General features: G+C 32.8%; 33 protein-coding genes. 21 read left to right on the forward strand and 12 right to left on the reverse strand.

The window, feature by feature from the left end; translation table 11 throughout:
* The first annotated feature begins 360 nt into the window (after nt 1–360).
* The 7 genes from O1A01_RS06530 to O1A01_RS06560 all read left to right on the forward strand — a co-directional run bounded on the left by O1A01_RS06530 (nt 361) and on the right by O1A01_RS06560 (nt 5,544).
* Nucleotides 361–1,506 carry a polysaccharide pyruvyl transferase family protein gene (locus O1A01_RS06530; RefSeq protein ID WP_084380336.1) on the forward strand — a complete coding sequence of 382 codons (1,146 nt, stop codon included), beginning with the start codon at nt 361–363 and terminating at the stop codon, nt 1,504–1,506.
* Complete coding sequence (locus O1A01_RS06535; protein ID WP_270065808.1) at nt 1,496–2,482, forward strand: CgeB family protein; 987 nt, start codon at nt 1,496–1,498, stop codon at nt 2,480–2,482. The genes O1A01_RS06530 and O1A01_RS06535 overlap by 11 nt, the downstream gene beginning before the upstream one ends.
* A gap of 221 nt (nt 2,483–2,703) precedes the next feature.
* The gene (locus O1A01_RS06540) at nt 2,704–2,895 is read left to right on the forward strand and encodes a hypothetical protein (protein WP_066414756.1); all 192 of its coding nucleotides are present in this window, start codon (nt 2,704–2,706) and stop codon (nt 2,893–2,895) included.
* A 127-nt stretch (nt 2,896–3,022) separates the two neighbouring features.
* Complete coding sequence (locus tag O1A01_RS06545) at nt 3,023–3,208, forward strand: hypothetical protein (protein WP_270065809.1); 186 nt, start codon at nt 3,023–3,025, stop codon at nt 3,206–3,208.
* 127 nt (nt 3,209–3,335) lie between these two features.
* On the forward strand, nt 3,336–3,590 hold the full coding sequence (locus tag O1A01_RS06550) for a hypothetical protein (protein WP_066414752.1): 255 nt from the start codon (nt 3,336–3,338) through the stop codon (nt 3,588–3,590).
* An 82-nt stretch (nt 3,591–3,672) separates the two neighbouring features.
* On the forward strand, nt 3,673–5,061 hold the full coding sequence (locus O1A01_RS06555; protein ID WP_270065810.1) for an N-acetylmuramoyl-L-alanine amidase: 1,389 nt from the start codon (nt 3,673–3,675) through the stop codon (nt 5,059–5,061).
* 123 nt (nt 5,062–5,184) lie between these two features.
* Nucleotides 5,185–5,544, forward strand: a complete 360-nt coding sequence (locus O1A01_RS06560) for a CotO family spore coat protein (RefSeq protein WP_270065811.1) — start codon at nt 5,185–5,187, stop codon at nt 5,542–5,544.
* Between the two features lie 36 nt (nt 5,545–5,580).
* On the opposite strand, the gene O1A01_RS06565 is transcribed toward O1A01_RS06560, so the two are convergent.
* From O1A01_RS06565 to O1A01_RS06575, 3 genes are read right to left on the reverse strand one after another with little or no spacing between them, the layout of a single operon-like run.
* Complete coding sequence (locus O1A01_RS06565) at nt 5,581–6,585, reverse strand: polysaccharide pyruvyl transferase family protein (protein WP_270065812.1); 1,005 nt, start codon at nt 6,583–6,585, stop codon at nt 5,581–5,583.
* 36 nt (nt 6,586–6,621) lie between these two features.
* The gene (gene wecB / locus O1A01_RS06570) at nt 6,622–7,704 is read right to left on the reverse strand and encodes a non-hydrolyzing UDP-N-acetylglucosamine 2-epimerase (RefSeq protein ID WP_270065813.1); all 1,083 of its coding nucleotides are present in this window, start codon (nt 7,702–7,704) and stop codon (nt 6,622–6,624) included.
* A 22-nt stretch (nt 7,705–7,726) separates the two neighbouring features.
* The gene (locus O1A01_RS06575) at nt 7,727–8,716 is read right to left on the reverse strand and encodes a glycosyltransferase (protein WP_270065814.1); all 990 of its coding nucleotides are present in this window, start codon (nt 8,714–8,716) and stop codon (nt 7,727–7,729) included.
* Between the two features lie 442 nt (nt 8,717–9,158).
* Here O1A01_RS06575 and O1A01_RS06580 point away from each other — a divergent pair, with 442 nt between their 5' ends.
* Nucleotides 9,159–10,040 carry a glycosyltransferase family 2 protein gene (locus O1A01_RS06580; RefSeq protein WP_157729275.1) on the forward strand — a complete coding sequence of 294 codons (882 nt, stop codon included), beginning with the start codon at nt 9,159–9,161 and terminating at the stop codon, nt 10,038–10,040.
* A gap of 46 nt (nt 10,041–10,086) precedes the next feature.
* Here O1A01_RS06580 and O1A01_RS06585 read toward each other — a convergent pair whose 3' ends face one another.
* The 5 genes from O1A01_RS06585 to O1A01_RS06605 all read right to left on the reverse strand — a co-directional run bounded on the left by O1A01_RS06585 (nt 10,087) and on the right by O1A01_RS06605 (nt 13,994).
* The gene (locus tag O1A01_RS06585) at nt 10,087–10,293 is read right to left on the reverse strand and encodes a hypothetical protein (RefSeq protein WP_066414732.1); all 207 of its coding nucleotides are present in this window, start codon (nt 10,291–10,293) and stop codon (nt 10,087–10,089) included.
* A 22-nt stretch (nt 10,294–10,315) separates the two neighbouring features.
* Nucleotides 10,316–10,687 carry a hypothetical protein gene (locus O1A01_RS06590; RefSeq protein ID WP_066414730.1) on the reverse strand — a complete coding sequence of 124 codons (372 nt, stop codon included), beginning with the start codon at nt 10,685–10,687 and terminating at the stop codon, nt 10,316–10,318.
* A 285-nt stretch (nt 10,688–10,972) separates the two neighbouring features.
* Complete coding sequence (gene rfbF / locus O1A01_RS06595) at nt 10,973–11,746, reverse strand: glucose-1-phosphate cytidylyltransferase (protein ID WP_066414729.1); 774 nt, start codon at nt 11,744–11,746, stop codon at nt 10,973–10,975.
* A gap of 93 nt (nt 11,747–11,839) precedes the next feature.
* A complete protein-coding gene (locus tag O1A01_RS06600; RefSeq protein WP_270065815.1) occupies nt 11,840–12,718 on the reverse strand; it encodes a glycosyltransferase family protein in 879 nt (292 codons plus the stop codon).
* 16 nt (nt 12,719–12,734) lie between these two features.
* The gene (locus O1A01_RS06605; protein ID WP_157076624.1) at nt 12,735–13,994 is read right to left on the reverse strand and encodes a hypothetical protein; all 1,260 of its coding nucleotides are present in this window, start codon (nt 13,992–13,994) and stop codon (nt 12,735–12,737) included.
* A gap of 148 nt (nt 13,995–14,142) precedes the next feature.
* Between O1A01_RS06605 and rfbC the strand changes: the two genes are divergently transcribed.
* Genes rfbC through O1A01_RS06625 form a run of 4 tightly spaced genes read left to right on the forward strand, consistent with a single transcriptional unit; the run spans nt 14,143 to nt 18,019 of the window.
* A complete protein-coding gene (gene rfbC / locus O1A01_RS06610) occupies nt 14,143–14,706 on the forward strand; it encodes a dTDP-4-dehydrorhamnose 3,5-epimerase (protein ID WP_066414724.1) in 564 nt (187 codons plus the stop codon).
* A gap of 28 nt (nt 14,707–14,734) precedes the next feature.
* Nucleotides 14,735–15,652 (forward strand): NAD-dependent epimerase/dehydratase family protein, encoded by a 918-nt coding sequence (locus O1A01_RS06615; protein WP_066414721.1) that lies wholly within the window; start codon nt 14,735–14,737, stop codon nt 15,650–15,652.
* On the forward strand, nt 15,639–16,745 hold the full coding sequence (locus tag O1A01_RS06620; protein ID WP_066414718.1) for an NAD-dependent epimerase/dehydratase family protein: 1,107 nt from the start codon (nt 15,639–15,641) through the stop codon (nt 16,743–16,745). The genes O1A01_RS06615 and O1A01_RS06620 overlap by 14 nt, the downstream gene beginning before the upstream one ends.
* A complete protein-coding gene (locus O1A01_RS06625) occupies nt 16,742–18,019 on the forward strand; it encodes a UDP-glucose dehydrogenase family protein (protein WP_270065816.1) in 1,278 nt (425 codons plus the stop codon). The genes O1A01_RS06620 and O1A01_RS06625 overlap by 4 nt, the downstream gene beginning before the upstream one ends.
* A gap of 40 nt (nt 18,020–18,059) precedes the next feature.
* Here O1A01_RS06625 and O1A01_RS06630 read toward each other — a convergent pair whose 3' ends face one another.
* Nucleotides 18,060–19,238 (reverse strand): glycosyltransferase family 2 protein, encoded by a 1,179-nt coding sequence (locus O1A01_RS06630; RefSeq protein WP_066414713.1) that lies wholly within the window; start codon nt 19,236–19,238, stop codon nt 18,060–18,062.
* Nucleotides 19,239–19,364: 126 nt separating this feature from the next.
* Between O1A01_RS06630 and O1A01_RS06635 the strand changes: the two genes are divergently transcribed.
* Nucleotides 19,365–20,075 (forward strand): glycosyltransferase family 2 protein, encoded by a 711-nt coding sequence (locus tag O1A01_RS06635; protein ID WP_270065817.1) that lies wholly within the window; start codon nt 19,365–19,367, stop codon nt 20,073–20,075.
* A 40-nt stretch (nt 20,076–20,115) separates the two neighbouring features.
* Here O1A01_RS06635 and O1A01_RS06640 read toward each other — a convergent pair whose 3' ends face one another.
* The 3 genes from O1A01_RS06640 to O1A01_RS06650 form a co-directional block, all read right to left on the reverse strand.
* Nucleotides 20,116–20,430: a hypothetical protein gene (locus O1A01_RS06640; RefSeq protein ID WP_066414708.1), complete on the reverse strand. Its 315-nt coding sequence runs from the start codon at nt 20,428–20,430 to the stop codon at nt 20,116–20,118.
* A gap of 141 nt (nt 20,431–20,571) precedes the next feature.
* Nucleotides 20,572–21,378 (reverse strand): hypothetical protein, encoded by an 807-nt coding sequence (locus O1A01_RS06645; RefSeq protein ID WP_066414707.1) that lies wholly within the window; start codon nt 21,376–21,378, stop codon nt 20,572–20,574.
* 131 nt (nt 21,379–21,509) lie between these two features.
* Entirely contained in the window at nt 21,510–22,220 is a 711-nt protein-coding gene (locus tag O1A01_RS06650; RefSeq protein ID WP_066414704.1) for a BMQ_0737 family morphogenetic spore coat protein, read from the reverse strand.
* Nucleotides 22,221–22,365: 145 nt separating this feature from the next.
* Between O1A01_RS06650 and O1A01_RS06655 the strand changes: the two genes are divergently transcribed.
* The 8 genes from O1A01_RS06655 to O1A01_RS06690 all read left to right on the forward strand — a co-directional run bounded on the left by O1A01_RS06655 (nt 22,366) and on the right by O1A01_RS06690 (nt 26,286).
* Complete coding sequence (locus O1A01_RS06655) at nt 22,366–22,938, forward strand: hypothetical protein (RefSeq protein WP_066414703.1); 573 nt, start codon at nt 22,366–22,368, stop codon at nt 22,936–22,938.
* Nucleotides 22,939–23,018: 80 nt separating this feature from the next.
* Entirely contained in the window at nt 23,019–23,150 is a 132-nt protein-coding gene (locus O1A01_RS06660) for a hypothetical protein (RefSeq protein WP_268874265.1), read from the forward strand.
* An 86-nt stretch (nt 23,151–23,236) separates the two neighbouring features.
* Nucleotides 23,237–23,593 (forward strand): DUF1360 domain-containing protein, encoded by a 357-nt coding sequence (locus O1A01_RS06665; protein ID WP_066414700.1) that lies wholly within the window; start codon nt 23,237–23,239, stop codon nt 23,591–23,593.
* A 159-nt stretch (nt 23,594–23,752) separates the two neighbouring features.
* A complete protein-coding gene (locus O1A01_RS06670) occupies nt 23,753–24,238 on the forward strand; it encodes a YhcN/YlaJ family sporulation lipoprotein (RefSeq protein WP_066414698.1) in 486 nt (161 codons plus the stop codon).
* Nucleotides 24,239–24,252: 14 nt separating this feature from the next.
* Nucleotides 24,253–24,729, forward strand: a complete 477-nt coding sequence (spoVAC, locus tag O1A01_RS06675; RefSeq protein WP_270065818.1) for a stage V sporulation protein AC — start codon at nt 24,253–24,255, stop codon at nt 24,727–24,729.
* Nucleotides 24,729–25,745 carry a stage V sporulation protein AD gene (spoVAD, locus tag O1A01_RS06680; protein WP_066414693.1) on the forward strand — a complete coding sequence of 339 codons (1,017 nt, stop codon included), beginning with the start codon at nt 24,729–24,731 and terminating at the stop codon, nt 25,743–25,745. Before spoVAC ends, spoVAD begins: the two co-directional genes overlap by 1 nt.
* Complete coding sequence (gene spoVAE / locus O1A01_RS06685; protein ID WP_066414691.1) at nt 25,742–26,098, forward strand: stage V sporulation protein AE; 357 nt, start codon at nt 25,742–25,744, stop codon at nt 26,096–26,098. Before spoVAD ends, spoVAE begins: the two co-directional genes overlap by 4 nt.
* Before the next feature lie 5 nt (nt 26,099–26,103).
* Entirely contained in the window at nt 26,104–26,286 is a 183-nt protein-coding gene (locus tag O1A01_RS06690) for a hypothetical protein (protein ID WP_066414689.1), read from the forward strand.
* Nucleotides 26,287–26,297: the final 11 nt, after the last annotated feature.

Raw genomic sequence — 26,297 nt, forward strand, 5'->3', positions numbered from 1 at the left:
GTCAGTCACTTCCGGTGGACAAAGAGTTTCCACCGGCAGCGCCGCACCTTTCTTGTCGGGCCAGACTGAGCCGCCTCCGCTTTTGTGTCGGCGCTTAGGACCTATCAAACTTCCTGTTCCGTCCCTTACGATAAGTCAACAACAGCCTACCAAACGTTCATTGTGTTTCCTTTTATTTCCTATCCGGAACAGTCCAGTTTGTACGGGCCTGTTCAAAGCGCCTGCGCTTTTGTTATTTAAAAATAATTAGAAATGTGCATAGTAAATATAACTATATCGCTATTTTTATATAACTATTAACTGCTCGTTTGCATATATTAAAAGGAGCTTTATCACTTAAATAAATAGAGAAGGAGAGATATGATGAAAGTTCTGATTCACGGTTTTTATGGTGCAGGTAATGCAGGTGATGATGCAATCCTTCATTCTATTATAAATACGTTGAAAGATCTTGATAAAGAGGTAGAAGTAACGGTAACAACTAGGTCAAATAATATTTCAGCGTATTATGACCAAGAAAATACCACTAGTATTCTTGGAAGCGACATAAAGGGAATAACATCTAAATTAAAAGATTGCAACCTATTAATTGTAGGTGGTGGTGGGCTTTTTCAAGATTATAATTCATTCAGTCCTGAAAATATATTTATTAATCAACAGGGAGCATTGAATTATTATTCTTACCCCATTATTTTAGCAAAGATGTTAAACGTTAAAACAATGCTTTATGCTGTTGGTATTGGTCCTTTATATCAAGAAGACTCTAAACAAACTATGAGATGGATTGCAGAAATAGCCGATAATATAACTGTACGTGATACCTATTCCTATGAGCTATTACGAAAACTAGGGGTTACTAAACATGTTTTAGCAGCCGATCCAGCAATAAAGTTACCATCAAAACTTAGTACAGTTGCTAAAAAGTTAACGAAAAACTCACCTAATGAGTTGAATATTGGTTTGAATATGCGTAATTGGTCTTATGCTGAAGAGGAACTAATAAAAATACAAGGCAATCTTTTAAACTATTTAAATAGTATAGCTAATAAATATGCCATTAAATACTACATCATGCCTTTTAACAAACTTCCTTCAGAAGTGAAGAAAGCAAAAGAACTTGCGGAATTGTTAAATGGAAATGCAGAAGTAATAACATACGATAATTCTCCAGAAAGATATAAATATGTATGTGGCAAACTAGATTTAATGATTGCAATGAGGTTACATGCTAGTATTTTTGCAATCTATGAAGGTGTACCTAGTATTGGTATCTCATATGATGGAAAAGTGGGGCAATTTTTTAATGAACTACAATTGAATGATTATTGTTTTGAATTTAATAATCCTAACTACGATAAGCTTTATGAAAAAATAGAAGATTGTTTAAAAAGGCCAACATTTCATAAAAAGATTCAGCAAAATAAACGAAAAGGTTTAATTGAGAGGGAAGATAATAATAGAAAGAGTCTAATAGAAATTTGCGAGTTGAATTCTAATGATAAATAAACGTTTGAAAATCGTATTTATTGGAAGATATACAGAAGGTCAAACTGGAATTGTAAGAAGTATTTATATGGGCTTGTTGGAAAATGGTTACGATGTACACGAAATTAATATTTCTTCTCGTCCTAATATTGTGAAGAACCCATACAAAAAATATGGTGGACATGGGCCGGTATATGTGGATTGGAGATTCATTAAAGAGGAAGTAGAGACCTTTAAGCCGGATATTATATTATTTTGTGCCGGTGGCTTGACCTTTTCCAAGGAGGTAATGGAAGAGGTTAAAAGAAAGTGTACCGTTATAGGTCTAACTTTAAGCGACCCAGATGTTTTTCCAACGGTAAGTAAATATGCAGACTTATTCGATTATCACACAACCAATTCAAAAAAATCATACAAGGACTATAAGGATTTAGGACATCGTAATATTCATTATCTCCCTTTTGGTATCGATTCTCGATTTTTTGAACCACGTTTATCGGAACAAAAATACCGTTCAGATGTTTCTATCATCGGCCATTATCGACCAAACCGGTTAGAAATAGCCAGTCCCTTGTTAGGAGAGAGTTTCAATGTGAAGATTTTTGGGAGAGATTGGCCAATTCAGTCAGAAGGGCCAGTTTATGACGATGAATGGTTTAAAGCTATGTACTCTACGAAAATAATTGTTAATTTTCCAAAAACAGGGGCTGGCTATACTAACGTAAAAGTTGGTATTTTCGAAGCGGCAGCAACAGGAAGATTAATAATGACCGAATATTTTGATGAAATGAAAGATTTTTTTGATTATGATAAAGAAATTGTTGGTTATAAGGATAGGGATGATCTAATTAAGAAAATATATTATTATTTAGAGAATCCTGCCAAAGCTAATATAATAGCTCAAGCTGGACGTATGAAATGTATGCAAGAACATACATGGAAGAAAAGGTTAAGTTCATTTTTAGATTCTATTGAAATAAAAGAAAGTTGTTTTTAAAAGACTTAAAACTATTAGATTTGCAATCATGATAGAGTCGCAATTAACGCGACTCTATTATTTTATTAATAATAATGTGTAAATATGTAATTTATAAAATGAGCATTATTTTTATGTAAGTAGTCCACGCTCAAATCTATCATTCAACATATTATATCGTGAACTTGATAGAAAGGAGGGATGTTTTAATAGTTAATAAAATATAGAAAGGAGGGTTATAAGTGAAATATTATAGAGAACTGGGAACTAACCGTCTATTAGCTGAAAACTTAGCTGGTACTACGGACTTAACGAACCGAAAGTCTGCGGTAAGGGGGCAACCTTCTGTTGTAAATGTAAATAATATCTATATAACACTAGATGCAGATTCTTTTGCCAAAGCAAACCAAGGTCAAGCACAAGGACAAAGTTAATGAAAAAAACAATGTAAACTCTGATAATGGTCAAGAAAATGAAAGATTCAACTATATTGTAGTCCAATCAAAATATTCTATTACGAATAAAATAATAGTGAGTTTCATATAAAAAGGAGGGAAATAAATGAGTAAGAACTGGAGCTTAAATGGTAACGTAGCTGGGATTAGTGATCAATTTAATAGGGGAAAAAGAGATAGAGGTGATACTAATCCATCTGTAGTCAATGTAAATGATATAAATATTAGAATTGACGCAGAATCTACAGCAAGAGCAAATCAAGGTCAAGTCCAAGCACAAGAACAAGACTAAAAAAATATTAAAAATATTAGCCAAGCAAAGTAATAAAATGAGTTAATCATCTAAAAGGAAGTCCAATCAAAATCTATTAATTCGAATAATATAATAATGAGTTTACTAGAAAAAGGAGGAAAAAAAATTGGGTAACAAATGGAATTTAACTGGTAATGTAGCTGGAGTAAGTGATCAGTATCAAAAAGGTAGCGTAGCTGGAGCTAGGGGGCGATATGGAGGAGACGTAGCTGGTGCTAGCGACCAATATTGTTGGAGTAAGAAACGTAGATCCGATTCAGATGCATCTGTAGTAAATGTGAATAACATTAATATTAGAATCGATGCTGATTCATTCGCACGAGCAAATCAAGGGCAATCTCAAGCTCAATTTGATTTTTAAATATTAAAAGAGGGCTTAAGGGAAGGCCGCTGACTTTAATAAGCGGCGGTCTTCTTTAATTAAAAAATTAGGAGGGAAAAATATGACACTAATTGTCCTAGATCCAGGACATGGCGGTAATGACCCCGGAGCTGTCAATAATAACTATCAAGAAAAAAATTTCACTTTAACCATTTCTAAAAAAGTTAGTAGCATCTTAAAAGCTAATTATAATGCTACGGTATTGATGACGAGAGATAGCGACCAAACCCTTTCATTACAGGCAAGAACAAACATTGCTAATTCAAATAATGCAGACTATTTTTGTTCCATTCATATAAATGCCGGTGGGGGAACAGGATTTGAAAGTTTTCGATATAACGGACCTATTTTACCTCAAACAAAAGCGCTACATGAATCGATGCACCGAAATATAGTTAGTTCATTAAATACGAAATACAAGATAAGAGACCGCGGAATAAAAACAGCAAATTTCCATGTATTAAGGGAAACAAAAATGCCAGCTGTTTTGCTAGAAATCTTATTTATTGACAATGATGCAGATCTAAGACTTTTGAGGAAGGACTCATTTATAGACGATGTAGCAAAAGCCATAGCGGATGCATTAGCAAAAGGCCTCAATTTACAAAAAAAAATAACTAATCAACTATTCAGGGTAATAGCAGGCTCATTTTCTAAAAGGGAAAATGCTGAAGCTCGTGTGAATCTGTTAAAGGAAAAAGGAAAAAATGCAATATTAACGTCTATAACTCGTAATGGAAACACTTTATATCGAGTACAAGCAGGAGCTTTTCATCAGAGAACTAATGCGGAAAAATTAATAAATGATTTAAAGCAACTAGGAATAGATTCCTTTATCTATGTTGGAAGCGTAAGTACACCACCTCAACCATCTAATCCTCAACCTTCACCGAATACAAACGATTATTCTATTTTGGGCGAATACCTTGTAAACCCAGCCTATCTCGATCAATTTGTAAAAAAGGTAAATAAAAATGCACCTTCGTTGGGAACGCTATATGTAAATATTGGGAATGAATATGGAGTTCGAGGTGATGTTGCTTTTGCACAAGCAATTCATGAGACGAATTATTTCCGATTTACAGGTGTGGTTAAAGCGGACCAAAACAATTTCGCAGGTATTGGTGCTACTGGAGGCGGAGTAAGTGGTGCAAGTTTTAAAACTGAGAGAGAAGGAGTCCGAGCACATATTCAACATTTATTCGCCTATGCATCTAAAGATAAGTTGCCACCTAACGATAAATTAGTAGATCCTAGATTTAATTATGTTACAAGAGGTAGTGTAACACAATGGATAGATTTAAATGGAAAATGGGCTGTTCCTGGAACCAACTACGGGCAACAAATTTTGTCTATTTATAAAAGGATATTAGAAGAAGAAGTGCTGACCGAATGGGTAAAGTTAGAAAAAAAGAAAGAACTATTAAAAAATGAATTGAAAGATTATTAACTAGCTAGACTATTTCGTTTAACGGAATAGTTTTTTCTTTCTGTTATGAGGAGTAATAGAAAGAAATTCGGAAGAGCTTGCAGCATAAATATAAATAAAGCAGAAATAAATGGAGGGGTATTAATGAAGAATCAGGAGTCATTTGGGCGTCAACAGTGTCACCCACGAATGTATCTACATGCTGTAACTGTAAATAGTAAGCAAAAAAACATGCAAAATATATACACAGAAAATCTTCAACAAAGAAATAAACATTACAAACACAAAAACTTTAATAAACTTACAATAATAGAAAAGGTAAAGTTTTTTATAGGTGAAGATCAAAATAAAAAAATGTGTGAAATTAAATTAAAAGATGAAATTGTTATCGGAAAAATAGTGAGCAACCATGAGGAAAGAGTGGAAATACAACAGCCTAATAAAAACACAACAATCTATGTAAACATAAAAGATATACAGGAGTTAATAGTAATTGGTATATAAAGGGAAAGGAATACCTAATTAGGTATTCCTTTCCCTTTAATTTGCTTTTAGTACTTCCGTTTTTAACTTTTGAATTTTTTCGTCGCTTAGCTTTTCTACAATTTTAATTTTGGTTCCTAATGTACTCATTTTATTAGGACCGATTTTCAAAAAGTCTTCAATTTTAGTTTGAATTTGTTGCTGTGGTGCTTCGTAATCACTATAAAACTCACTAATATTGAAATCACTTAAAAGACTAGTAACTTTACTTAATTTGCTGAAACAAAAGGTTGGAATAGAATTTCTAATTGCAACTAAGGAAGGGTGTAATTTAAATGAAATTAAGAAATCTAACGATTGTATAAAGCTGTAAGTTACATCTAGATATTTGTATTCAATGACAGAAATACGAGCATTAGGATTAATCTTTAGTATTCTTTCCATTAATGTATTGCAAACAGAAAGATCAGAGTATTTGTTTTTATTATCTACTACCGAAATGATTGAAATGCGATAATTCTTCTTTTTAGATATAGTTGCTAAAATATTTGTCATTTTAGTTAAAGGGAAATCCTTGTAGGCGAAAGGACAGAAACCAACATTTGTCTCGAGTGGATTTTTTACAATAGGGAAGCTAGGCTGTTTGTAACTAAATGCAATATCTGGTACTTGTTCAATAATACCGCTGTGTAGTTTCATGTTAGTAGCTAGTTTTTTAGAATTAGCATCTCTGACATATAACCCTTCAGATTGTGAAATGATATTTCTATATTTGTTTACTTCTTCCTTTGGCCAAGTATGTTCGGGATAAAAGTCAACGATGCCGACTCCATAAACCCAGTTTTTTACTTGTAACAATTCATTAGGAAAGTAGGAAGGATTAAAGGAGTAAGGAATAATCAAGTCTCCTCCACCAACGATAACCCGATCACAATCAAATCTATTAATTGGGTCAATTAAAGGAAAAACTTTGTGAGAATGAAATACTTGTTTAAACGTCTCTAAAAATAGCTCATCACCAAAGTTGCCAAAACCATAATAGCCTCTAATGCCAATTTTCATATTATTTATCCCACCTTTTCTTATCTCATTGTTTGTTTATTTTCGTTCTGTAATAATATCCATAATGTTAGAACCTACTCCTGGTTCGCCGTAAGGACTTTTCCAGTTAGTACTTTTTAATAAACTATCATTGATGGCTTTCATTATATTTTCTACTTGATAGCCTGCAATAATATTTGCACCACACTTTACCGTCTCTGGTCTTTCCGTGTTCTCGCGCAAAGTAACACAAGGTGTATTAACGATACACGATTCTTCTTGAAGACCACCACTATCTGTCACGACAACCTTTGCATGCTTTTGTAGTTGGATTGTTTCATAGAAATTTGGGGGAGGGTCTAAAATGAGTAATTTATCTATACTTAGTTGTTGTAACATGTTGTTCTCCTGAATTATTTTTTTTGTTCGAGGATGTAATGAGAGTACGACTTGATAGTTTTCTAACAATGTCATTTGTTTGATAGCTCTTATTATAGATTGCAACTTCATTAAATCATTCGTATTTTCTTGACGATGTACAGTTATAAAAAAATAGCCCTTATGTTTCAAATTGAACTTTGTTAATACATCGTAATGATTAATGTGATTTAACCAGTCAATTGAATCCACAATCGTTTGACCAACAAGGTGTATACCAGAGGAGATGTTTTCCTTTTTTAAATTATTTATTGCATCTGCAGTAGGGCTTAATAAATAAGACGAAAGATGATCGACAATTATTCTATTTATTTCTTCCGGCATAGATTTATCTTTGCTTCTTAAACCAGCCTCTACATGAGCAACTGGTATGTTCATTTTGGCAGCAGTAAGTCCTCCTGCTAGTGTCGTATTTGTGTCACCATGTACTACAATTTTATCAACATTCTCTTTTAAAATTATTTTCTCCAGCTGCATCATCATGTTTGCTGTCATCATACTATGAGAACCCGAACCTACTTGTAAGTTGTAATCAGGTTTTGCGAGTTCGAAAATATCTAATACCATTCCATCCATATAATAGTCGTAATGTTGGCCTGAGTGGATAAAGAGGTGCTTGTTATCTCTTTTTTTCATTTCCTTAATAAGAGGTGCCATCTTTATGAGTTCGGGCCTTGTACCTACAACAATTGCAATTTTCATTAAAGCCGCTCCTTTCAACTGATTACTTAGAAATCTCCCGTATTAAGTGAATAGCTTGGTTCACTCTGTGCGACCAAGTATTATTAAGCGCGAATTGTTTTCTTTCAAGAGAGTTCCCAGGGTTTTGTAATCTATTTCTTACTTTATTTATAAAGTCAACATGGTTATTAGCCACATCAACATAAGGTTGAGCTAAATAGCATTCTGGTAGGTTAGTAGATACAACAGGGTGTCCTGTTGCCAAATATTCGTACATTTTTACAGGGTTGGTAGCGAGGGTAATCGGATTAATTCGAAAGGGAATAATACAAAGTGAGTAATTTTTCAAGAAGTTTGGAAGTTCGGAGTGAGGTTTATGACCTAAAAATTTGATGTTGGGAATATGGTGAAGGTTAAACTTTTTTCCAAATTCGATACCGATAATTTCTATTTCTACGTAATTTAAAGTCCTAGCTAACCTCGAAATTAGCTCCTCATCAATCCAAGGCGCCCAAGCTCCTATATAACCAATTTTTTTCTTTGGAATAATTATATCTTTTGAGTTCTCGTGTAGCATCATTTCTGGGTCATATGCATTTCTAATTAATTCTGTTCGTTTGGTCGGGTAATTGTTTTGTAATTTCTTTTTCAACCTTTCTGCTGTGCAAACAATGGCATCCGCAATCTTTACCATTTCCGGTTCATATTTTATCCAGTCAGCAAATTCATCTACACAGTCGTATATAATCCAATTTGGCTCATATTTTTTTAGTGTGCTAGCAAGCTTTGCCCAAGAGCACCATATACCAACCTTCTTATTTTTTCGAGCTTTAGGTAATATTTCTTTCAGCCATTGATCATGATTGTGAACGATAAACAAATTTGGTGATATTTCCTCTATATCTTTCTCGGTCTGTGTTTGATTACAATAAAATACTTTATATCCACTGTCAGCAAATTTTTTCATAAGTTGTTGTGGTCTTTGTTTCATAAATGTCCAATTAATAGTGGGAGGGTAAATAATGATATCCAAAATTAGTCGCTCCTTTTTCTATTTTTATACTATTCTTTATCCCAACTGACATACTCTATATTATGAGAAAAAAACTGGTAGGTGTGGACGAATGTTAGTATTTATATTAAGTCATGAAAAAACTAAAACATTTCAGCAAATTAAACTTAGTATTGAGGGTTTGAACCTGCAATTGAAAATTAACATGTTACCATTTAATAAATTGAGGGAATATCGAGATACTTCTCATAATAATTTTGTTTTTTTAGTTAATGTACACCAGCCCTTTCATATTAATGATTTCAAAAATTGCTATGAAAATATCAATAGATTGAGAGATGAAGAGTGTGGAATTGTAGTAGGGGATAAAGGTAACAACTTTAACATTATTTGTATTAGAAATAAGAAACTGGTTGAATACTGTAATGGTAGTACTAACATAGCTTTTCAGAGGTACGTTCTAATGGATATATACTTATATTTATATCAAAACTGTAAGTTGAAATTTAGAACGCTGAACCGTGTTCGAAGCAACCAACGCTACTTATCGTTGGATCGCCAATTAATTATGGAAGAGAAACATATTAGTCCAATTATTCAATATAGGCATATAAATATAAAGAAAAAGATGACCGAACAAATATCTATAGTAATGTGTACTTATAATAATGCTGACTATTTAGATTGGTCTATATATAGTGTACTATCACAAACTGTCGGTAATTGGGAATTAGTAATTATTAATGATGGGTCCTCTGATCAAACTAAGGAAATATTAGATCGATATAACGGTTATCCAAGTATAAGGATAATACACTCCATGCAGAATAGAGGAAAAGCATCCTGTTTAAATCAAGCATTACAGCTAATAACAGGTGGATGGATAATAGAACTAGATGCAGATGATTGGTTAGCAGAAAATTGTTTGGAGATTATTGATCCTATTTTAGGGAATGCTAATAAGGGAACAGATGCATTATTTTATGGGAATTATGTAGAATGGAAAGAGAGAACAAGGGATCAAAAGTTATTTTACTCAAAAGAAATAAATGGACCAGACGTCTTTCATTCCGAAGAATATTTGAATAAACCTTTCGCACTTGCGCCAAGAATTTATAATGTAGAACTGTTAAAACAAGTTGGAGGGTGGAACGTTAACGATCCCTCACAAGGAAAAATGTTCGAGGACGTGTATATGATATGTTCGTTGCAAAAAAAATTCAAAGTTATAAAGATAAATAGATTGCTTTACCATCGCAGACTAAGGGTTAAAAGTGTGACAAATCAATCCGCTATACCATTTACAAAGTGGAGGAACTGGTTAAGGAAGCATTTAAATCTTTAAATTATAAAAAAAGCGGCAGATATTATTTCCGCCGCTTCTTTTTCAATTAGGCAGTTGCAAGACTTAATACGCGAACCGCTTCTACGTTTTCGTAAAAAATAGTTAGTGTTTCTGCTGGATCAACGTATGAGCCGTTTCGTACTGCAAGTAGGAATGAGTTGTCTCCAACTGATAATAATGTGCCTTCTAGAAACTGGTTTGGTAAATAAACTTCAATTTGCCTACCGATATAACTACTTAGTAATTCTGCCACCTTTTATTTCCTCCTTTCTAAATTAGACTGCAAGTACACTAGTAAATGGAATGATAAATACATCACCCGTTGCTGAAATAATTTCTACTGAATCAACTCCAACTCGTGTAACAACCCCAGAAACCGGTCCTATCGTAGCAGTAATAGAAACAGTTGACCCTAAATTGTTTAAGAAATATTGACGCAGTGTAGCCCCTGGTGCAGGTGGTGTAGGACCTGGAATAATTGGTCCAATTGCTTGTTCTAATCGAGCAAGACGTGCTGCATATCCACGCATATCCATTTCTGCTAGTAAAACTCTTCTTCTGAATTTTCTATTAACTGTATCAGGATCACAACCACGTAAACTTGCTACAGTAGAACAACAACCTTTCACATGATGTCGACTATGCAATAGTAAAACCTCCTATAAAATATTGTTGCTATTAAAAGTAATATATATAGCAACTACCATAATATATTCAAATCATTTTGAAATGATAGGGCTTTTGATAGAGTGTAAGAGCCTTTTTAGTGAACAAGTATCAAAAATTAGGTTATTGTTTTATGTAATAATTGCTTAGGAGTGAATTTACACTATGTGTTAGGGGTGATTTTTCAATACTAAATATGCTACAAATAGAAAAAGACGTTCCATTGAAAATGAGGAACGTACTAATAACTCTAGTATTTATAACTATTATTCCCACTGCTTCCAAGGTGCATTTCCACTATACCACAGGGAAGTTAATGCCTTTTTATCTTTAAGGGTATCCATAGGGTGCCAAAAACCATGATGCTTATATGCCATCAATTCTCCGTCTTCACTTAAGTTCATAAGAGGTTCTTTTTCAAGTATAGTTTGATCGTTAGACAAATATTGAAATATTTCAGGTTCGAAAACAAAAAATCCACCGTTAATCCAATTATTATCCCCTTTAGGCTTTTCAAAGAATTTTGTTATTATATTTTCTTTGCCAATGGAAAGAGAGCCAAACCTACCCTCCGGTTGAACTGCTGTTAACGTAGCAATTTTATTATGGCTTTTATGGAAACTTATTAGTTCCTGTATATTTAAATCGGATACACCATCACCATATGTCACCATGAAAGGTTCATTATTTAAATATGATTCAATCCTTTTCAAGCGTCCGCCCGTAAGCGTATTAGACCCTGTATCTACTAAAGTAATTTTCCAATTTTCTTTTACTTTATTTAAATAGCTAATATCATTTGTTTCTAGATTAACAGTTACATTTGAATTATTTAAAAAGTAATCCGTAAAATACTGTTTAATTAAATGACCTTTGTATCCTAAACATACAATAAAATCGCTATAGCCAAAATGGGAATAAATCTTCATAATATGCCATAATATTGGTTTGTCACCGATTTCGACTAAAGGTTTAGGTTTTTTTATAGTTTCCTCACTTAGCCTGGTCCCATACCCCCCAGCTAAAAGAACAACCTTCAATGTAGACATCTCCTTTATAATCGCTTACAATAGGTTATTCACTTAAATGATTTACTGTTCTCTTAAGCCACGCCTATATTTAATAAGATTCCTTTATTTGAAACTCCACGGTATTTTTTCAATATCCACTTTTCCAAGATTTTCTATTTCGGTTAAATATTCATTTTGTAAAGCTACAATAATTGGTTTGCTTGAACCAAATCTATTAAAATACTCTGCTAATCCATCTTTTATTAGTCCAGAAAAGTGAATGAAACGCAAAGGTTCTTCATTCACCAATATTTGTCCATTATTGTTCATTGAAAACAACCTTTCAGGAAAGTTCCAAATAGCAACATTATAGCCAGGGTGTTTTAATATATACGTGTTAAAGAAGCAAGGTACAGCATCAATCCACTTTTGATCAGCGTATAACCCTTTTTTCATATCAACGTAACAATAGTTTGTTAACCTAACTTTTAGGAATTCAATATATTCGAAGCTTTCTTCTGAATTAGTAAATGCGAAAAAACCAAGATTATATACTCCGTAATGAAACAGAAGGAGCTCAAATTCTGAAATTTTATTCTTCGGTGCAGGAGTTAAAATATGAGGTGTCAAAACTAGATTAAAATTATCTAGTATCGAGTCAACTTCTGTAAATGGGCTATATACTTTTGTGTCGGGATCAAGATAAATATATTTTTTTTCATTAGGAAAGGTGTTTAATAAATACTCAAAAAAATGACCTCTTACTGAAATAGCTGTTTCATATCTATTGTATTTTTTTATTAGATTATTCCATTCGGGGATGTTTAGCTCTTCAACTAAAACAATTTTATCAAAAATGTTTTGACTCCAAAGTATTGGATGTATACTCTTTTCAACTAGGCACAATACAATTCTACTATTAGGATGATGTTTCTTGGCCGATTTTGCCATATTTATTGCTAAATGTAAGTGGTCCGAACAAGAAATAGTACCGAAAAGCATAATATAAATCCTCCTTTCAAATATTAATAAATGTTATGGAGTTAATTAGATTTTTATTGTAGTAATTAAAGTATTCAGTAATTGAATATTCGTTGTTGGTATTTACAAAGATTAGTAAATCAACATGTCTTTTTTCTAAAATTTCTTTTGCAGAAGTAAGATAGTGATTATTTTGTGGAATAATTTTGATTTTTAAATTATTATTTTTATGAAGCAGACTTCTTTTTAACATCTTGCAGGAATTTGTTGGTCCAATTATCGCTATATGTTTATAAAGACTAGATAAAGAGTTTAATTCTTGTATAGATGTATGGTCTGTCCGCTGAGAATTGAAAACTTCATTAATAACCCTTCGGTAAAATAGATTTCTTCCTAATTTTATTGGGCTATCATAACTCCATGGAATATTTTCGAATTCACTCTTTCCCATCATGTTTAATAAGTTAATATACTCATGTTTCAATTCAAAAAATGCATTATTTCCACTCTTGATATATTTCTTTTCTCTCTCTTCAGCATGAGTTCCTAAACCAGAAAAATGGTAAAAAACAAGTGGGACATTATCAACGATATAACTACCCGTATCGTCTTTTGTTATTTCACGCTCAGGTAAATTCCACTGTGCAACGTTATATCCTTTATGCTTCAAAATATATAAATTAAAAAATGCAGGGGCTAAATTTACCCACTTTTGATCTACAAAAACACCATATTCAACATCATTATAGCAAGCATAATCTAATCTATCTGTGTACCAGTTAATAAATTTAGTAGATTCACCATCTCTTCTAAATGCAAAGAAGCCCATGTTAAATACTCCATAAGTAAGATGAGTTAACTCGATATCATCTATAGTCTCAATAGATTTCATTGGTGAATTTACTTGTGGTGTTAGAATAATGGGGTGTGTATCTAGTGCATCTTTTACTTCATTAAAGGGCTGCAAAACATAAATATCTGGGTCTAAAAATATAAAGTTATTTTCTTCATAAAAATGATTTAATAAATACGTAAAGAAATATCCTTTTATAGCTGTGCTAGCTTCATAATTAGAGTATTTCGATATAAACGCTTCAAAGTTTGGTATTCCGATATCCTTTGCTAAAAAAATATGATCAATTAAACCATATTTATGGAGAGATTCAGGAACTTCTTTTTCAAGAAGACAAAGAGCGATTTTGACATCAGGCATTTGCTCTTTTGAGGATTTGGCTAAAACCAATGCTTTGTACAGATAATCAGCACAGGTTACAGTACAAATAATCATTAAAGTCACATCCCATCCTAGTTTATTTACTTAATGGTATGCATTTTAAAAATTTTAGGAACCAATCAATTAGATTTCGGGCTAACAACTCACATTTATTTAGCGGATACATAAACTAATAGCGCCTTTGAAATATTTGACATAAGGTGGGAAAAAAATGAATGTTAAAAGTAATCCTAAATTCAATGGTGTGTTCGAAATTGTTACTCAACCAATAATGGATAATAGAGGTTGTTTTTACCGTTGCTATGACGAGCAGTTGTTGGAAAAATATAGAATAAAAAACCGGTGGGTTCAGGAAAATCATGCCTATACAAAAAAAGAAGGAGTAATTAGGGGATTTCACTTTCAATTCCCACCATATTCTGAGGCCAAGATGGTTCGCGTAATAAGCGGTGAAATATACGATGTGTTTATAGATTTAAGAAAAGACTCCCCTACTTTTGGAAAATGGGGAGGAGTAAAACTATCTAAATCGAATCAAAAAATATTGTTAATACCTAAAGGTTTTGCACATGCATATTGCACGTTGAAGCCTAATACCGAAGTAGTTTATAAAGTAGACGCACCATATAATCCAGAAAGTGAAGGTGGAATAAGGTGGGACGACCGATTTTTAAAAGTTGATTGGCCAATTAAGAATCCTATTTTATCTGAAAAGGATAAAAAGCTAGATACTTTTCAAAGTTTCGTTGAAAAGCATAATTATTTAAATGTCTAATTTAGAAGAAGATAGGAAGTAGATAAATATGAAGAAGCTATTAATTACTGGTGGGAGCGGATTTATAGGAAAGCACGTTATTAATATCTTCCAGCAAAAAGGGTATGAAATTCATGTAATCACTACTAGAAATTTAAAGGATGATCAAATATCGTGGCATAGGGTAAATTTGTTAGACAAAACACAACTTGAAAAAGTAATGAAAATTATACAACCAACTCATTTAATTCATTTAGCTTGGGTAGTTACTCCGGGAATTTATAAATCTTCAATAGAAAATTTAAGATGGTTGGAAGCAAGTCTTCACTTATTAAGAATGTTTAAAAAGTATGGAGGGAAAAAGGTAATTATAAGTGGATCTTGTTCGGAATATAAGTCGACAGCGGGATATTGTAAAGAGGAAGTTACTTTGTTGGAGCCAAACAATTTATATGCTAAAACGAAGTGTGCTTTACGAATACTAGCAGAAGAGTATTGCAAACAAGAGGATATTGAATTTGTTTGGGGGAGAGTATTTTATGTTTACGGACCAGGTGAGCATGAGAAAAGACTAGTTCCATATGTAATCTGTTCTTTGTTAAAAGAAAAGGTTGCTAAATGCTCTAGTGGTATGCAATTGTTAGATTATTTATATGTTGAGGACGTAGCAGAAGCGTTTAGTCACATTTTAGAAAAGGATGTAAGCGGAGAAGTAAATATCGGATCTGGAAAACCAATATTATTGAAAGATCTTATATATAAGATCGGGAATATGATAAACAAAACAGAGCTTATCTCATTACAAGATTACAAGGATGATGTACCGTTCACGGAAATGTATGTAGCAGATAACGAAAAAATAAAAAAAAATACTGGCTGGGAACCAAAAACTAGTTTAGAGAAAGGATTGCATAAATCTATTGAATGGTGGGCTAAAAAGGAGGGAATAAGTTATGATAGAACGTAATGAAGAATGGAGCAAAATATTACAAGAGGACTTAGAATATATTCATTACAACTTAGATCATAAGGAGAAATTTAATAATTCGCATATACTTATAACAGGATGTGCAGGTTTTCTCGGATTTTATTTTGTACATTATCTGTTAAAGTATCAAGAGAAACTAGGAATTAAAAAAGTTATCGGTTTAGACAATTTTTTATTAGGTAAACCGAAATGGTTGGAAAAACTAGAAAATCAATATAAAGATTTGTTTCAACTAGTGCAATTTGATATTTCAAAAGATAAAATTGAAGAAATAAAATTGGCGGAAGATATTAATTTTGTAATTCACATGGCATCAATAGCATCACCTGTGTTTTATCGGAAATACCCAGTTGAAACAATTGATGCTAATATATGGGGGTTAAGAAATTTATTAGATTTCTATAAAGACTCACAGCAAGTAAAGGGAATTTTGTTTTTTTCTAGCAGTGAAATTTACGGGGATCCTAGTGAGGAAAGTATCCCCACAAAGGAAGAATATAGAGGTAATGTTAGTTGTATAGGACCTAGAGCTTGTTATGATGAAGCGAAAAGATTTGGTGAAACATTATGCTATGTGTATGCTGAATCGTTTAATATGCCAATCACAATTGTAAGGCCATTTAACAATTACGGACCTGGAATGAAAATGAATGATAGAAGGGTTCCAGCTGATTTTGCGAAATCAATAGTTAATAAGAGAAATATTGCAATATATTCCTCTGGGAACCCGACTCGAACATTCTGCTATGTTTCAGATGCTATTCTAGGGTATTTAAAGGCTCTGCTATATGGTAAATTCGATTACTTTAACATAGGTATTGATAATCCAGAAATATCAGTGAAAGAATTAGCTGATATTTACGTTAAACATGGAAGAAAGCTCTTTAATGTTGAATATAAAATAGAATATGTTGAAACAAAAGAAAAAGATTATTTAACACATAATCCAAATAGAAGATGTCCCAATATAGAAAAGGCGAAAAAATTATTAAGCTACAAACCTAACATTGATGTAAATGATGGTGTACTTCGCTTTTTAAAGTTTATGAAAGAGGGTTGGCATATAGAATGATAACAGTCATCGGGTTAGGTTTTGTTGGCTTAACTACAGCGTTAGGTTTTGCAGAAAAGGGATTTACTGTTTATGGGATAGATATAGATGAGAAAAAGGTAAATCAATTGATAGAAGGCGAATTGCCTTTTCATGAGCCACACCTAGCAGAAAAGTTAAAATATCATTTAAATAATAATTTTTTTATTACCGACGATTTACAACATGCATGGTCTACTAGTGAGTTAATTATTTATTGTGTTGGGACTCCAAATGACAAAAATGGAAAAGTTGACCTTTCCTATATCTTTCATTCACTTGAACAAACATTATCTTTACAAGAACTTAAAGATAAATATCGTTTGTTATTAATAAAGTCCACAGTACCACCTTCTACACTAGAAACAAAAATTAAGCCTTTTGTCGAATCTTTTAATGTAAAGATAGGCAAGGAAATTGGGATTGCGAGTAATCCCGAGTTCTTACGTGAGGGCAATGCATGGGATGATTTTATCAATCCTGACAGAATTGTTATCGGAATAGATGAAGAAGATAAAAAAGGATTTACTCTTATTAATAAGTATTATAAACCATTTCATTCCCCTATTTTTTCTGTGACACCTAATACAGCAGAATTTATAAAGTACCTCTCAAACACATTATTATCTACATTAATTAGTTTCTCTAATGAACAATCAATGCTAGCTCATACTCTAGGAAATATTGAAATTGCTAAAGCATTTGAAGTATTACAATTAGATAAAAGATGGTTTACTACCGATAAATCAAAACCAGTTAATATGGCAAAGTATGTATATCCAGGGTGTGGTTTTGGGGGGTATTGTCTTCCGAAGGATACGCAAGCTTTGTTGACATTGAATAAGGAGTTACAATTGACTCCTTCCATTTTAGAAGGTGTTGTATTAACTAATCAAAAAATTAAGACGTTTTTATTGGAGAAAATTAAAAAAGAAGTGGATAAAGAAGAGGTAATAGGTATATTGGGCTTAGCGTTTAAACCGAATTCTGATGATGTTAGAGAATCACCTTCAAAAGAATTTATCGAAAAACTCTATGATGAAGGATATCGAAATATTATTGCTTATGACCCATTGGCTATTAATAATTTTAAGTCGAATTTTAATTACAACATAAAATATGCGAAATCATTGCATGATACGATAGAAAAGTCGTCAACTTTAATAGTTCTGTGTCAATGGGAAGAGTTTATTTTACAAAAAGATAGATTGAAAGAGAAAAAACTATTCGATTTTCGATATTGTTTAGGATATTGAGATCAAACAATAAAAGGCCACAAATATTTTTGAGGCCTTTTTACTTTATGATATATTTTATTAATTTTGTTAATAGAGGATAATCATTTAAAGCGTTTAAAGCTTTATACTGTTTTAATAGTTCATTACGATTATAATGTTTTAGTTCCAAACTAACTTGTTTGTTTAACGATCCTTTCTTTAGAGAGGTATTTTTCATGTGTATTTTTGGAGCTATAATTAAGGATTCATATAAATACTCAAGTATTATATTAAATTCAGTTTTGTAAATGTACGTTAGAGTTATATATTCTCTGAGAATATTATTTAACAGTATTAAATCAAAACGTTGAAAAAAGCCTAAAGAGAGAATAGCTGTATCAATTTCTTTATGAATCGTTTGTAGTTTAATTAAGTTTTGAATAGTCTCCAAGCTTCGTTCCTGCTCATTAAAAGGATGTTCTTGATGATAAACTTTAATTTCGGGTGCTTCTACGAATATCGCCCCTTTTTTATACATTCGATATGCCCACTCGCTATCTTCACTGCCCCATCCCTTAAAGCACTCATCAAAATAACCAGCCTTCTCTATTAAATCCTTTCTTATTGATATACAACGAGTAACGCATATAACCCAAGGTAAGAGGAACTGCTTTAAATTAAATCCATAATTTTTATATACCTCAGTAAAGTATGGTGAATTATAGGAATAACTATTAAAGTTGTTAGAAATAATTTCATCCCTAGTTATTAATTCAGTAATACTTTGGGTTTCTTTTGACAGAATATCATGGCTTACATACTTTTGTTTCTGTTCGTAAAATTTCCTCATCTGGTTTTCATTAAAGTCCGGATGATAGACAGTAAAAATTTCTTGTTGAGAAAAATTAGTAGACACAATAATGTTTTTGTTAATTAAATGATAACTAACATGTTTCGAAATAAAATCTTTCTCTACAAGCATTTCCCCATTTAGAAAAATAATGATAGATCCCTCTGCATGTTCAAGGCCTTTATTTTTGGCACCAGCTCTTTCTAGATTTTCTTTACATCGAATATATTTGAATTGGAAGGTGCTTTTAAAATCCTTTAGTTTGTACGTATTATCAGTTGAACCGTTATCAATTAGTATTACTTCTACTTTTGATAAATCGAAAGTTTGATTGGATAAAGACTCTAGAGTAAAAAGTGTTTGATAATATATGTTATACGAACTAATAATTATACTTACATCTGGCAATAGAGTATTCACCTCTTCGAAAGTAATTATTATTTAGAGTAATAAAACTAAAAAGTAATTCATTCATTATATTGTATGAATAAATATTGTTTTTGTTTTTAAAATTATATTAATGAGGAGAAAAGGATGATTTCAATAATTTGTTGTACAAATAGAAGTGTTAATATGGAAAATATATTTCAGAATTATAAAAGACAACAATCCCCTGGTAAAATGGAGTTAATAATTGTACTGAATCGTAACTCATTAGTAGTTGGTGAATATAAAAGGAAAGCAAATCAGCATGATGATGTAACGATAGTTCAACTCGATGAGCAATTAACTTTAGGAGAATGCTTAAACAAAGCAGTAAAGTTTGCTAAGTATGACTACATTGCAAAATTTGATGATGATGATTACTACGGCCCTAATTATATACAGGAAGCACTAGAAGCGTTAAAAGGCCAAAATGTACCTTTAGTGGGAAAGTCGAGTATTTATATATTTTTTGAAGGAAAAAGAGAATTAAGGCTATATAATAGTGGTAAAGAAAATACAGCTGTTTCAAGTATTAGTGAAAGAACAAATTTTTTAGCAGGTTCTACTTTTGTAATGGAAAAAGAGTTATTAAGTAAAGTGCCGTTTAGGCATTTAAATGTTGGTGAGGATTATTATTTCCAATACGACATTTTAAACCAACATTATACTTTATATTCAACATCTGCCAATAATTATGTTTATTGTAGAAGTAAAGATAAAAATAATCATACTTCTACAGTAAATAATTCTGATTTATATAAGAGAAGTATTCCTATATATAAAGGCTTAGACTGTTTATCTTATTTAAATATACTATAAAAAAGACTGTCGCTAATAAATGCGACAGTCACTATATTTACTAACGTCTAGTTCTAGGAATCTCTTGAGAAATGCTCTCAATATCATCGCAACCAATAATTGTTTGAGTTGCCGGTTGCATTGGTGGTGTCATTGGTGCAGGAATAAGGAATGTTACACAACCAGTACGTGGGTCAAAATGTTCTACTACACCAGTGATCATGTCACCAGATTTTGTTACTGCTGTTACAGTCTCACCTACGAAGTCACAGATAATGGAACAAATACAATCACGTTTTTTCTTTTTCTTGAAACCGCATCTTTCTGCATATAAGTCTTCGAAATCTATATTTCGCTCAAAGTGTACAAAGCCCATTAAGAAAGCCTCCTTTTTTAGTTTTGGAATAGATTCCTATATTAGACTATTCAATTACCACAAACATGTAAGGGCGAATAACTCAATATATTTGCCCTTTTTCCTATTTTTAATGATTACCTGAAAAACCTTTAAATGTTATTAATAACTAATAATAATTTGATTATTCGAGGGAGTGCCTTTTCGGAATTCATTTGAGTAAGTGAATCCTTGTATAACGTTTTTCTTAATATTCGATTCTTTATGAATTCGAAGTTCAAACTGTGGAAATATTAATTGCTCGCCAGGTTCAAGGGTGGAATCATTAATGGGTCTAATCCAATATTCCCCATCTTTTCTTATTTTCATTTTCCAGTCCTTTACTGCATATGTCCAGTTAGTCGCAGCTTTACTATTTAGCATATCTTCGTCTTGATCCAACTCCGGATTCATGGTGATTTTTCCACTGAAGTTACAATTATTATGAGGAGCTAGTTTTATACAAATTATAATGTCCTGTATTTTAGTTGAACCAGTATTTTTAATAACATAATCACCAATAATGACGATATCCTGATCGACCTCGTATGTTGAAAGGATGGTGGAATAATTAAAAAAAGAGTCTAATGCAAAATCATTATTCTCCTTTTGTTGGGGAGGTGGTTGTATTTCCCTCGTAATGATTTCACTCATAATGGTTTCAACTTTTTTTTGTTCTTCCTCTAATGCAACTTCTTTTTCTAAAAGAGCGTTTTTATATTTTTGTATTTGTTTTTTATACTCAAGTAATTTATTATTTTCGACCTCTATCAATTTTTTCTGAAGGTATTGATTTCTAATTTGTTCTTTCTTTATCAAATTCTCTAACTCAACAATGGCGTTGCTAAGTCTAGAAATTTCAGAACGATAATGAATGTCCTTTTGCTTAAGCATAAGTAGCTCTTGGTTATGTTTATCTAGCTTATTCACGGTAAGCTCCCTCCTTTCTAAGCATTATATGTATCTAGAACTATTTTTACACAATTAAAAAAGCTTGTAGACTAATAATCAATAAGTCTACAAGCTGAAAGGCTGTGGTTCAACAGCCTTTATTTTGAGTCTTAATGTGTACTGGGAAAAATTTCTGGACATTGTGGCGGAAATTTTTCAACTGGACATAGTACTGCTTCTAGAATTTCTTCTCTTGGGCGACAAATTCTTGCTTCAATTTCTAATTTCACATTTGCTTCCATTTGAACTTCTAAACATAATACGATGGAAACATCTAATTGATTAAATTCATCTGTGCAAATTAAGCTTGCGTCACACTCAAAGAATGAAATATGGCAGCTTAATTTCGTACCTTCTGGAGCACAAAGTATAAATGTTTGTGCAGTTGCCCATTGGATAGGACATGTACGACATACCACATTTCCTACCGCATCAACTAGTTCCACTACAACATGGCCTTTAACTAAAACTTTTACTTTTTGTAGAGTTATCTCATCACCGTTTGGAAGAGTGACATCTACATCATGTCGACCTCCAGGTTGTTTAATTTCTTGACATAACAACGCTTTATGGTCAACTTTTGGGTCAATTCGATTACCATGGGCATCAGATAAAAAGCAATTTACTGATAACGTATCGACATCGATATCATTTTCTGCTAATAAATCACAAAAATTACCTGTACCTCTTAGCTTACAAACAAATGCCTCATCGAGTTCGCCGTTATTAAGACTAATTAAAGGGACATCCACTTGACGTGTAACCCAGTCATATACTTTTTTAGTCCTAATACAAACTGTTTCTTTCCCTTTATGACTCACTTGAATTCCTCCTATTGTTTATTTCCCATTCAGCACCTGGGACTACTGTATATTATGTAGACTCTATAGGTATGTGTGCTGTGACATAAGCGGATTTTTTGCATATATAAAAAAAGAGTACGTAATTTTGGAAGGAGAATGGAATATGAAAAATTCAAACGATCCTGTTGTATTAAAACAACATATTATACATTTGCAATCAGAATTGCACCGATATAAGCAAGAGATGGTGAAACTTAAACAACTAAGCGAAATAGAAAAATTGCAGCAATTGTTAGAGGAACTTACACGGTTAAAAGATGAAATAAAGGAGAAAGAAACGAAAATAAATGTATTACAAGACGATTTGCACAAAGTAGAATCTGTAAAGGAGAAAGCCATTATTGAAATAAATACTGAAAAGCATGCTCTGCAAACAGAGAATCAAGAATTAAAACAAGTGCTGAAGGATTATACAGAAAGAATAGATAACTTAAAGCAATTAGTATCCATAAAGGAAGAAGCAATTATTGATCTAGGTGAGGAAAATCATGTATTACAGACGGAAAAAGAAAGATTGGTAAAGGATTATAACGAGAGAATAGACATTTTACTTAAAGAAAAAAGTTCATTATTAAAAGAACATGAGAGTAAAAAAGAGGAAAAAGTTGAAGTGAATAAGAACAATGAGTGGTTTTATCAAAATGTATCGAATATAAATCGAAAAAATAAACGGTAATATATAGTGATTTCGTGGAAAGCAATTTTTAAAATTATCACATAAACTACAGTAAAATGAAGAAAAGGTGTGAATTCAATATGAAAAAGTATTATTACCAACCGAATAACGTAATTGGCGATAAAAAAAGAGCAAATGGAACGTATTCCGTAAAAAAAGTAGCTAAGAAACAAACTTCTGATTGTGGTTGTAGAAAAGTAAGAAGGGTATAAATGTTGTTGAAATGATGCTGTCGATCGTCGACAGCTTTTATTTTGTAATATATGTAAGTTTTTTAAAAAATGGAGGGGAATTTTTTATGAATGTAGTAAATACGTTTTTTTTGCTTCTTTTAGCTTTAGCATCATTCAGACTTACTCGCTTAATAGTTTTTGATAGAATTACTTCTTTTTTGCGTAAACCCTTCCTAGACCAAGTCGAAGAATTAAATGAAAAAGGTGAAGTAGAGGAATACATTATTATCAAAGGAAAGGGGATAAGTGCTTGGTTTGGAGAATTATTAAGTTGTTATTGGTGTACAGGGATATGGGTTTCAACATTACTGTATGTTCTGCTCATCATGTTTCCCATAGTGGGAGAGCCAGTTCTATTCATTCTAGGTGTTGCTGGTTTAGCTGGAATACTCGAAGCTGTTTTACAAAGAATTTTAAGATAGTAGAAAAGCCAAGCTCCGAATACATTATGGAGACTCTTGGCTTTTTGCTCTTTACTATGTAAAAAATTTCAGAAAGGAAAAATTAGCGGATAAATTATACATATATTTTGCAGAAAAACTAATATTAAAAATAGTTAACAAAAAGAAGGGTGAAGTTTAATGAGTGTGTCTTTTAAAAAATTTATACTTATCAGTTTAGGGTTAAGTATATTCCTAGCAGCCTGTGGAGTAGAAGGGCAGCAAGGAAAGCAGGAGGGATCAAATATAACTGGAACCCCTCAAAGTATGAATACGGGTAATGAGGCAGAGGAAATTAAACAAAAACAAGAAAGAGCAGAGCGGGTTGCAAAGTCATTTCCAGAAGTTAAGTCTGCCAATGCCATTTCATCGGATGGCCAGTTACTAATCGCGATTCAAGTAAAGCAAATGCAAAAGTTTTTTACAGAATCCATTGAGAAAAAAGTGAAAAAAGCATTAAAGAAAGAATTTGAAGGGGAAAAGGAAAAAATTATCGTATCCCATGATTTAAAAATATGGTTGGAGGTAAACAAGCTGAAAAAGGCAATAAAGGATGAAAATCTATCAACAAAGGAAGTAGAAAAACGTTTTAAAAAACTAGACAAGCTTCGTCAGGATAAAGCGTAGAAAGGAATAGTTGGATGGCAAATAATAAGAAAAATGTGACACCAGAACAAGCAAAATACCAACAATTTGAACAGCAACGAGAAACAAAGCGGCCAGTAGTTAAAAATTGCTTAAAAGCCTTTTTCTTTGGGGGGGTGTTTTGTCTAGTTGGACAAGCAATTCAGCTTAGTTACATCTATTTTTTTAATTTTACGGAGCAAACTGCCGGTAATCCTACCGTTGCAACGATGATATTTATTGCGATGTTACTAACAGGATTTGGTGTGTATGACAGAATTGGGCAAGTAGCTGGAGCAGGAAGTGCAGTACCAGTAACGGGGTTCGGAAACGCAGTAATTTCAGCGTGTATTGAACACCGTACAGAAGGCTTTGTCCTTGGAGTTGGCTCGAATATGTTCAAACTAGCCGGTTCTGTACTTTTATTCGGTGTATTTTCAGCATTTGTAGTGGGCTTAATTAAAACGATATTAATGCAATGGGGCGGATTGTAATGCTCAAAGGAAAACAATCATGGGAATTTTCGAATAAACCGGTTATATTATCAACAGGGACAGTTGGTGGTCCATTTGAAGCAAATGGACTCTTAGCAAACGACTTTGATTTACTACATACAGACTTATGGCTGGAGCAAGATTCGTATGAAAAAGCACATAAGCTCTTGTTAGAGGAAGCTAGTCAACAAGCGTTACAAAAGGTGAATTTAAAAAAGGATGAAATTCAGTTTTTTCTTGCTGGAGATTTAATTAATCAAATGACACCAACAAATTTTGCTGCTGAAAAATTAGCGATTCCATACTTCGGGGTTTTTGGTGCATGCTCGACATCTATGGAAGGATTAGCGTTATCGAGCTTCTTAGTTAACTATGGGGGAGCGCATTATTGTTTAACAGGTGCATCCAGTCATAATGCCGCTGTTGAAAAGCAATTTCGCTATCCAACAGAGTATGGAGGGCAAAAGCCACCGACCGCGCAGTGGACTGTAACAGGTGCTGGTGTAGCGGTAGTAGCTAATAAAGGTGTTGGTCCAAAGGTTACTTCTGCAACAATTGGCAAAGTAATTAATATGGGATTAACAGACCCATTTAACATGGGGGGTGCGATGGCTCCGGCGGCAGTAGACACGATAAAAGCGCATCTCCATGATTTAAATAGAGAGCCTTCCTATTACGATTTAATCGTAACAGGAGACTTAGGTGAAATAGGTCGTACAGTTTCGCTTGATTTATTAAAGCAACAAGGAGTAAAGATTGAAGATAATCAATACCAAGATTGCGGATTAATGATATATAGAGACGATCAACCCGTTTTATCGGGTGCTAGTGGGGCTGGTTGTTCTGCAACTGTCGTTTATGGACATTTACTAAACCGTATGAAAAAAGGAGAAATAAAACGAATGTTAGTCGTTGCAACAGGGGCATTACTATCACCGCTATCTTTTCAACAAAGTGAAACGATTCCTTGTATTGCTCATGCGGTGTCAATTGAATACGAGGAGGGACAGCAATGATTGAATCGTTTTTCTGGGCATTTGTCGTAGGAGGGCTTATTTGTGTCGTTGGTCAAATTATGTTTGATGTGTTTAAGTTAACACCCGCCCATACGTTAAGTACACTAGTTGTCATAGGCGCTATTTTAGACGGTTTTGGTTTGTACGAACCTCTCATTTCGTTCGCTGGTGCCGGTGCAACTATTCCAATTACAAGTTTCGGTAATTCACTTGTGCATGGTGCCATTTCAGAAGGTGAAAAGCATGGTGTCGTAGGAGTGCTAACAGGAATGTTTGAAGTAACAAGTTCTGGTATATCGGCTGCTATTATTTTTGGGTTTATCGGAGCGTTACTGTTTAAGCCGAAAGGGTGAAGAATGTGCAAGAGAAACAATTGTTACAGACGGTGTCTTCTAACATGAAAATGGTTTATGAAAGCTTGCAGTATTTCGCATCGGTCGCAAAAGAAGAAACAGAAGCTAATACTTTCCATACAGCATATATAAAGCTTGAAAATTTACGAAAAGAGCTACAAGAACACCTTCAACAATATCCATCATAAAAGGAGAGTTG

It is taken from the genome of Sutcliffiella sp. NC1, assembly GCF_027594365.1.
GTDB lineage: Bacteria > Bacillota > Bacilli > Bacillales > Bacillaceae_I > Sutcliffiella > Sutcliffiella cohnii.

Bases quoted from the DNA above. Each gene is read 5' to 3' on its own strand.
- O1A01_RS06620 (WP_066414718.1), top strand. From the start codon at position 15,639: ATGATAGAACGTAATGAAGAATGGAGCAAAATATTACAAGAGGACTTA.
- O1A01_RS06660 (WP_268874265.1), top strand. From the start codon at position 23,019: ATGAAAAAGTATTATTACCAACCGAATAACGTAATTGGCGATAAAAAA.
- O1A01_RS06670 (WP_066414698.1), top strand. From the start codon at position 23,753: ATGAGTGTGTCTTTTAAAAAATTTATACTTATCAGTTTAGGGTTAAGT.
- O1A01_RS06600 (WP_270065815.1), bottom strand. From the start codon at position 12,718: ATGCTTTTCGGTACTATTTCTTGTTCGGACCACTTACATTTAGCAATA.
- O1A01_RS06635 (WP_270065817.1), top strand. From the start codon at position 19,365: ATGATTTCAATAATTTGTTGTACAAATAGAAGTGTTAATATGGAAAAT.
- spoVAD (WP_066414693.1), top strand. From the start codon at position 24,729: ATGCTCAAAGGAAAACAATCATGGGAATTTTCGAATAAACCGGTTATA.
- O1A01_RS06625 (WP_270065816.1), top strand. From the start codon at position 16,742: ATGATAACAGTCATCGGGTTAGGTTTTGTTGGCTTAACTACAGCGTTA.
- rfbC (WP_066414724.1), top strand. From the start codon at position 14,143: ATGAATGTTAAAAGTAATCCTAAATTCAATGGTGTGTTCGAAATTGTT.
- O1A01_RS06580 (WP_157729275.1), top strand. From the start codon at position 9,159: ATGGATATATACTTATATTTATATCAAAACTGTAAGTTGAAATTTAGA.
- O1A01_RS06615 (WP_066414721.1), top strand. From the start codon at position 14,735: ATGAAGAAGCTATTAATTACTGGTGGGAGCGGATTTATAGGAAAGCAC.
- O1A01_RS06530 (WP_084380336.1), top strand. From the start codon at position 361: ATGATGAAAGTTCTGATTCACGGTTTTTATGGTGCAGGTAATGCAGGT.
- O1A01_RS06565 (WP_270065812.1), bottom strand. From the start codon at position 6,585: ATGAAAATTGGCATTAGAGGCTATTATGGTTTTGGCAACTTTGGTGAT.
- O1A01_RS06560 (WP_270065811.1), top strand. From the start codon at position 5,185: ATGAAGAATCAGGAGTCATTTGGGCGTCAACAGTGTCACCCACGAATG.
- spoVAE (WP_066414691.1), top strand. From the start codon at position 25,742: ATGATTGAATCGTTTTTCTGGGCATTTGTCGTAGGAGGGCTTATTTGT.
- O1A01_RS06665 (WP_066414700.1), top strand. From the start codon at position 23,237: ATGAATGTAGTAAATACGTTTTTTTTGCTTCTTTTAGCTTTAGCATCA.
- O1A01_RS06655 (WP_066414703.1), top strand. From the start codon at position 22,366: ATGAAAAATTCAAACGATCCTGTTGTATTAAAACAACATATTATACAT.
- spoVAC (WP_270065818.1), top strand. From the start codon at position 24,253: ATGGCAAATAATAAGAAAAATGTGACACCAGAACAAGCAAAATACCAA.
- O1A01_RS06545 (WP_270065809.1), top strand. From the start codon at position 3,023: ATGAGTAAGAACTGGAGCTTAAATGGTAACGTAGCTGGGATTAGTGAT.
- wecB (WP_270065813.1), bottom strand. From the start codon at position 7,704: ATGAAAATTGCAATTGTTGTAGGTACAAGGCCCGAACTCATAAAGATG.
- O1A01_RS06555 (WP_270065810.1), top strand. From the start codon at position 3,673: ATGACACTAATTGTCCTAGATCCAGGACATGGCGGTAATGACCCCGGA.
- O1A01_RS06640 (WP_066414708.1), bottom strand. From the start codon at position 20,430: ATGGGCTTTGTACACTTTGAGCGAAATATAGATTTCGAAGACTTATAT.
- O1A01_RS06535 (WP_270065808.1), top strand. From the start codon at position 1,496: ATGATAAATAAACGTTTGAAAATCGTATTTATTGGAAGATATACAGAA.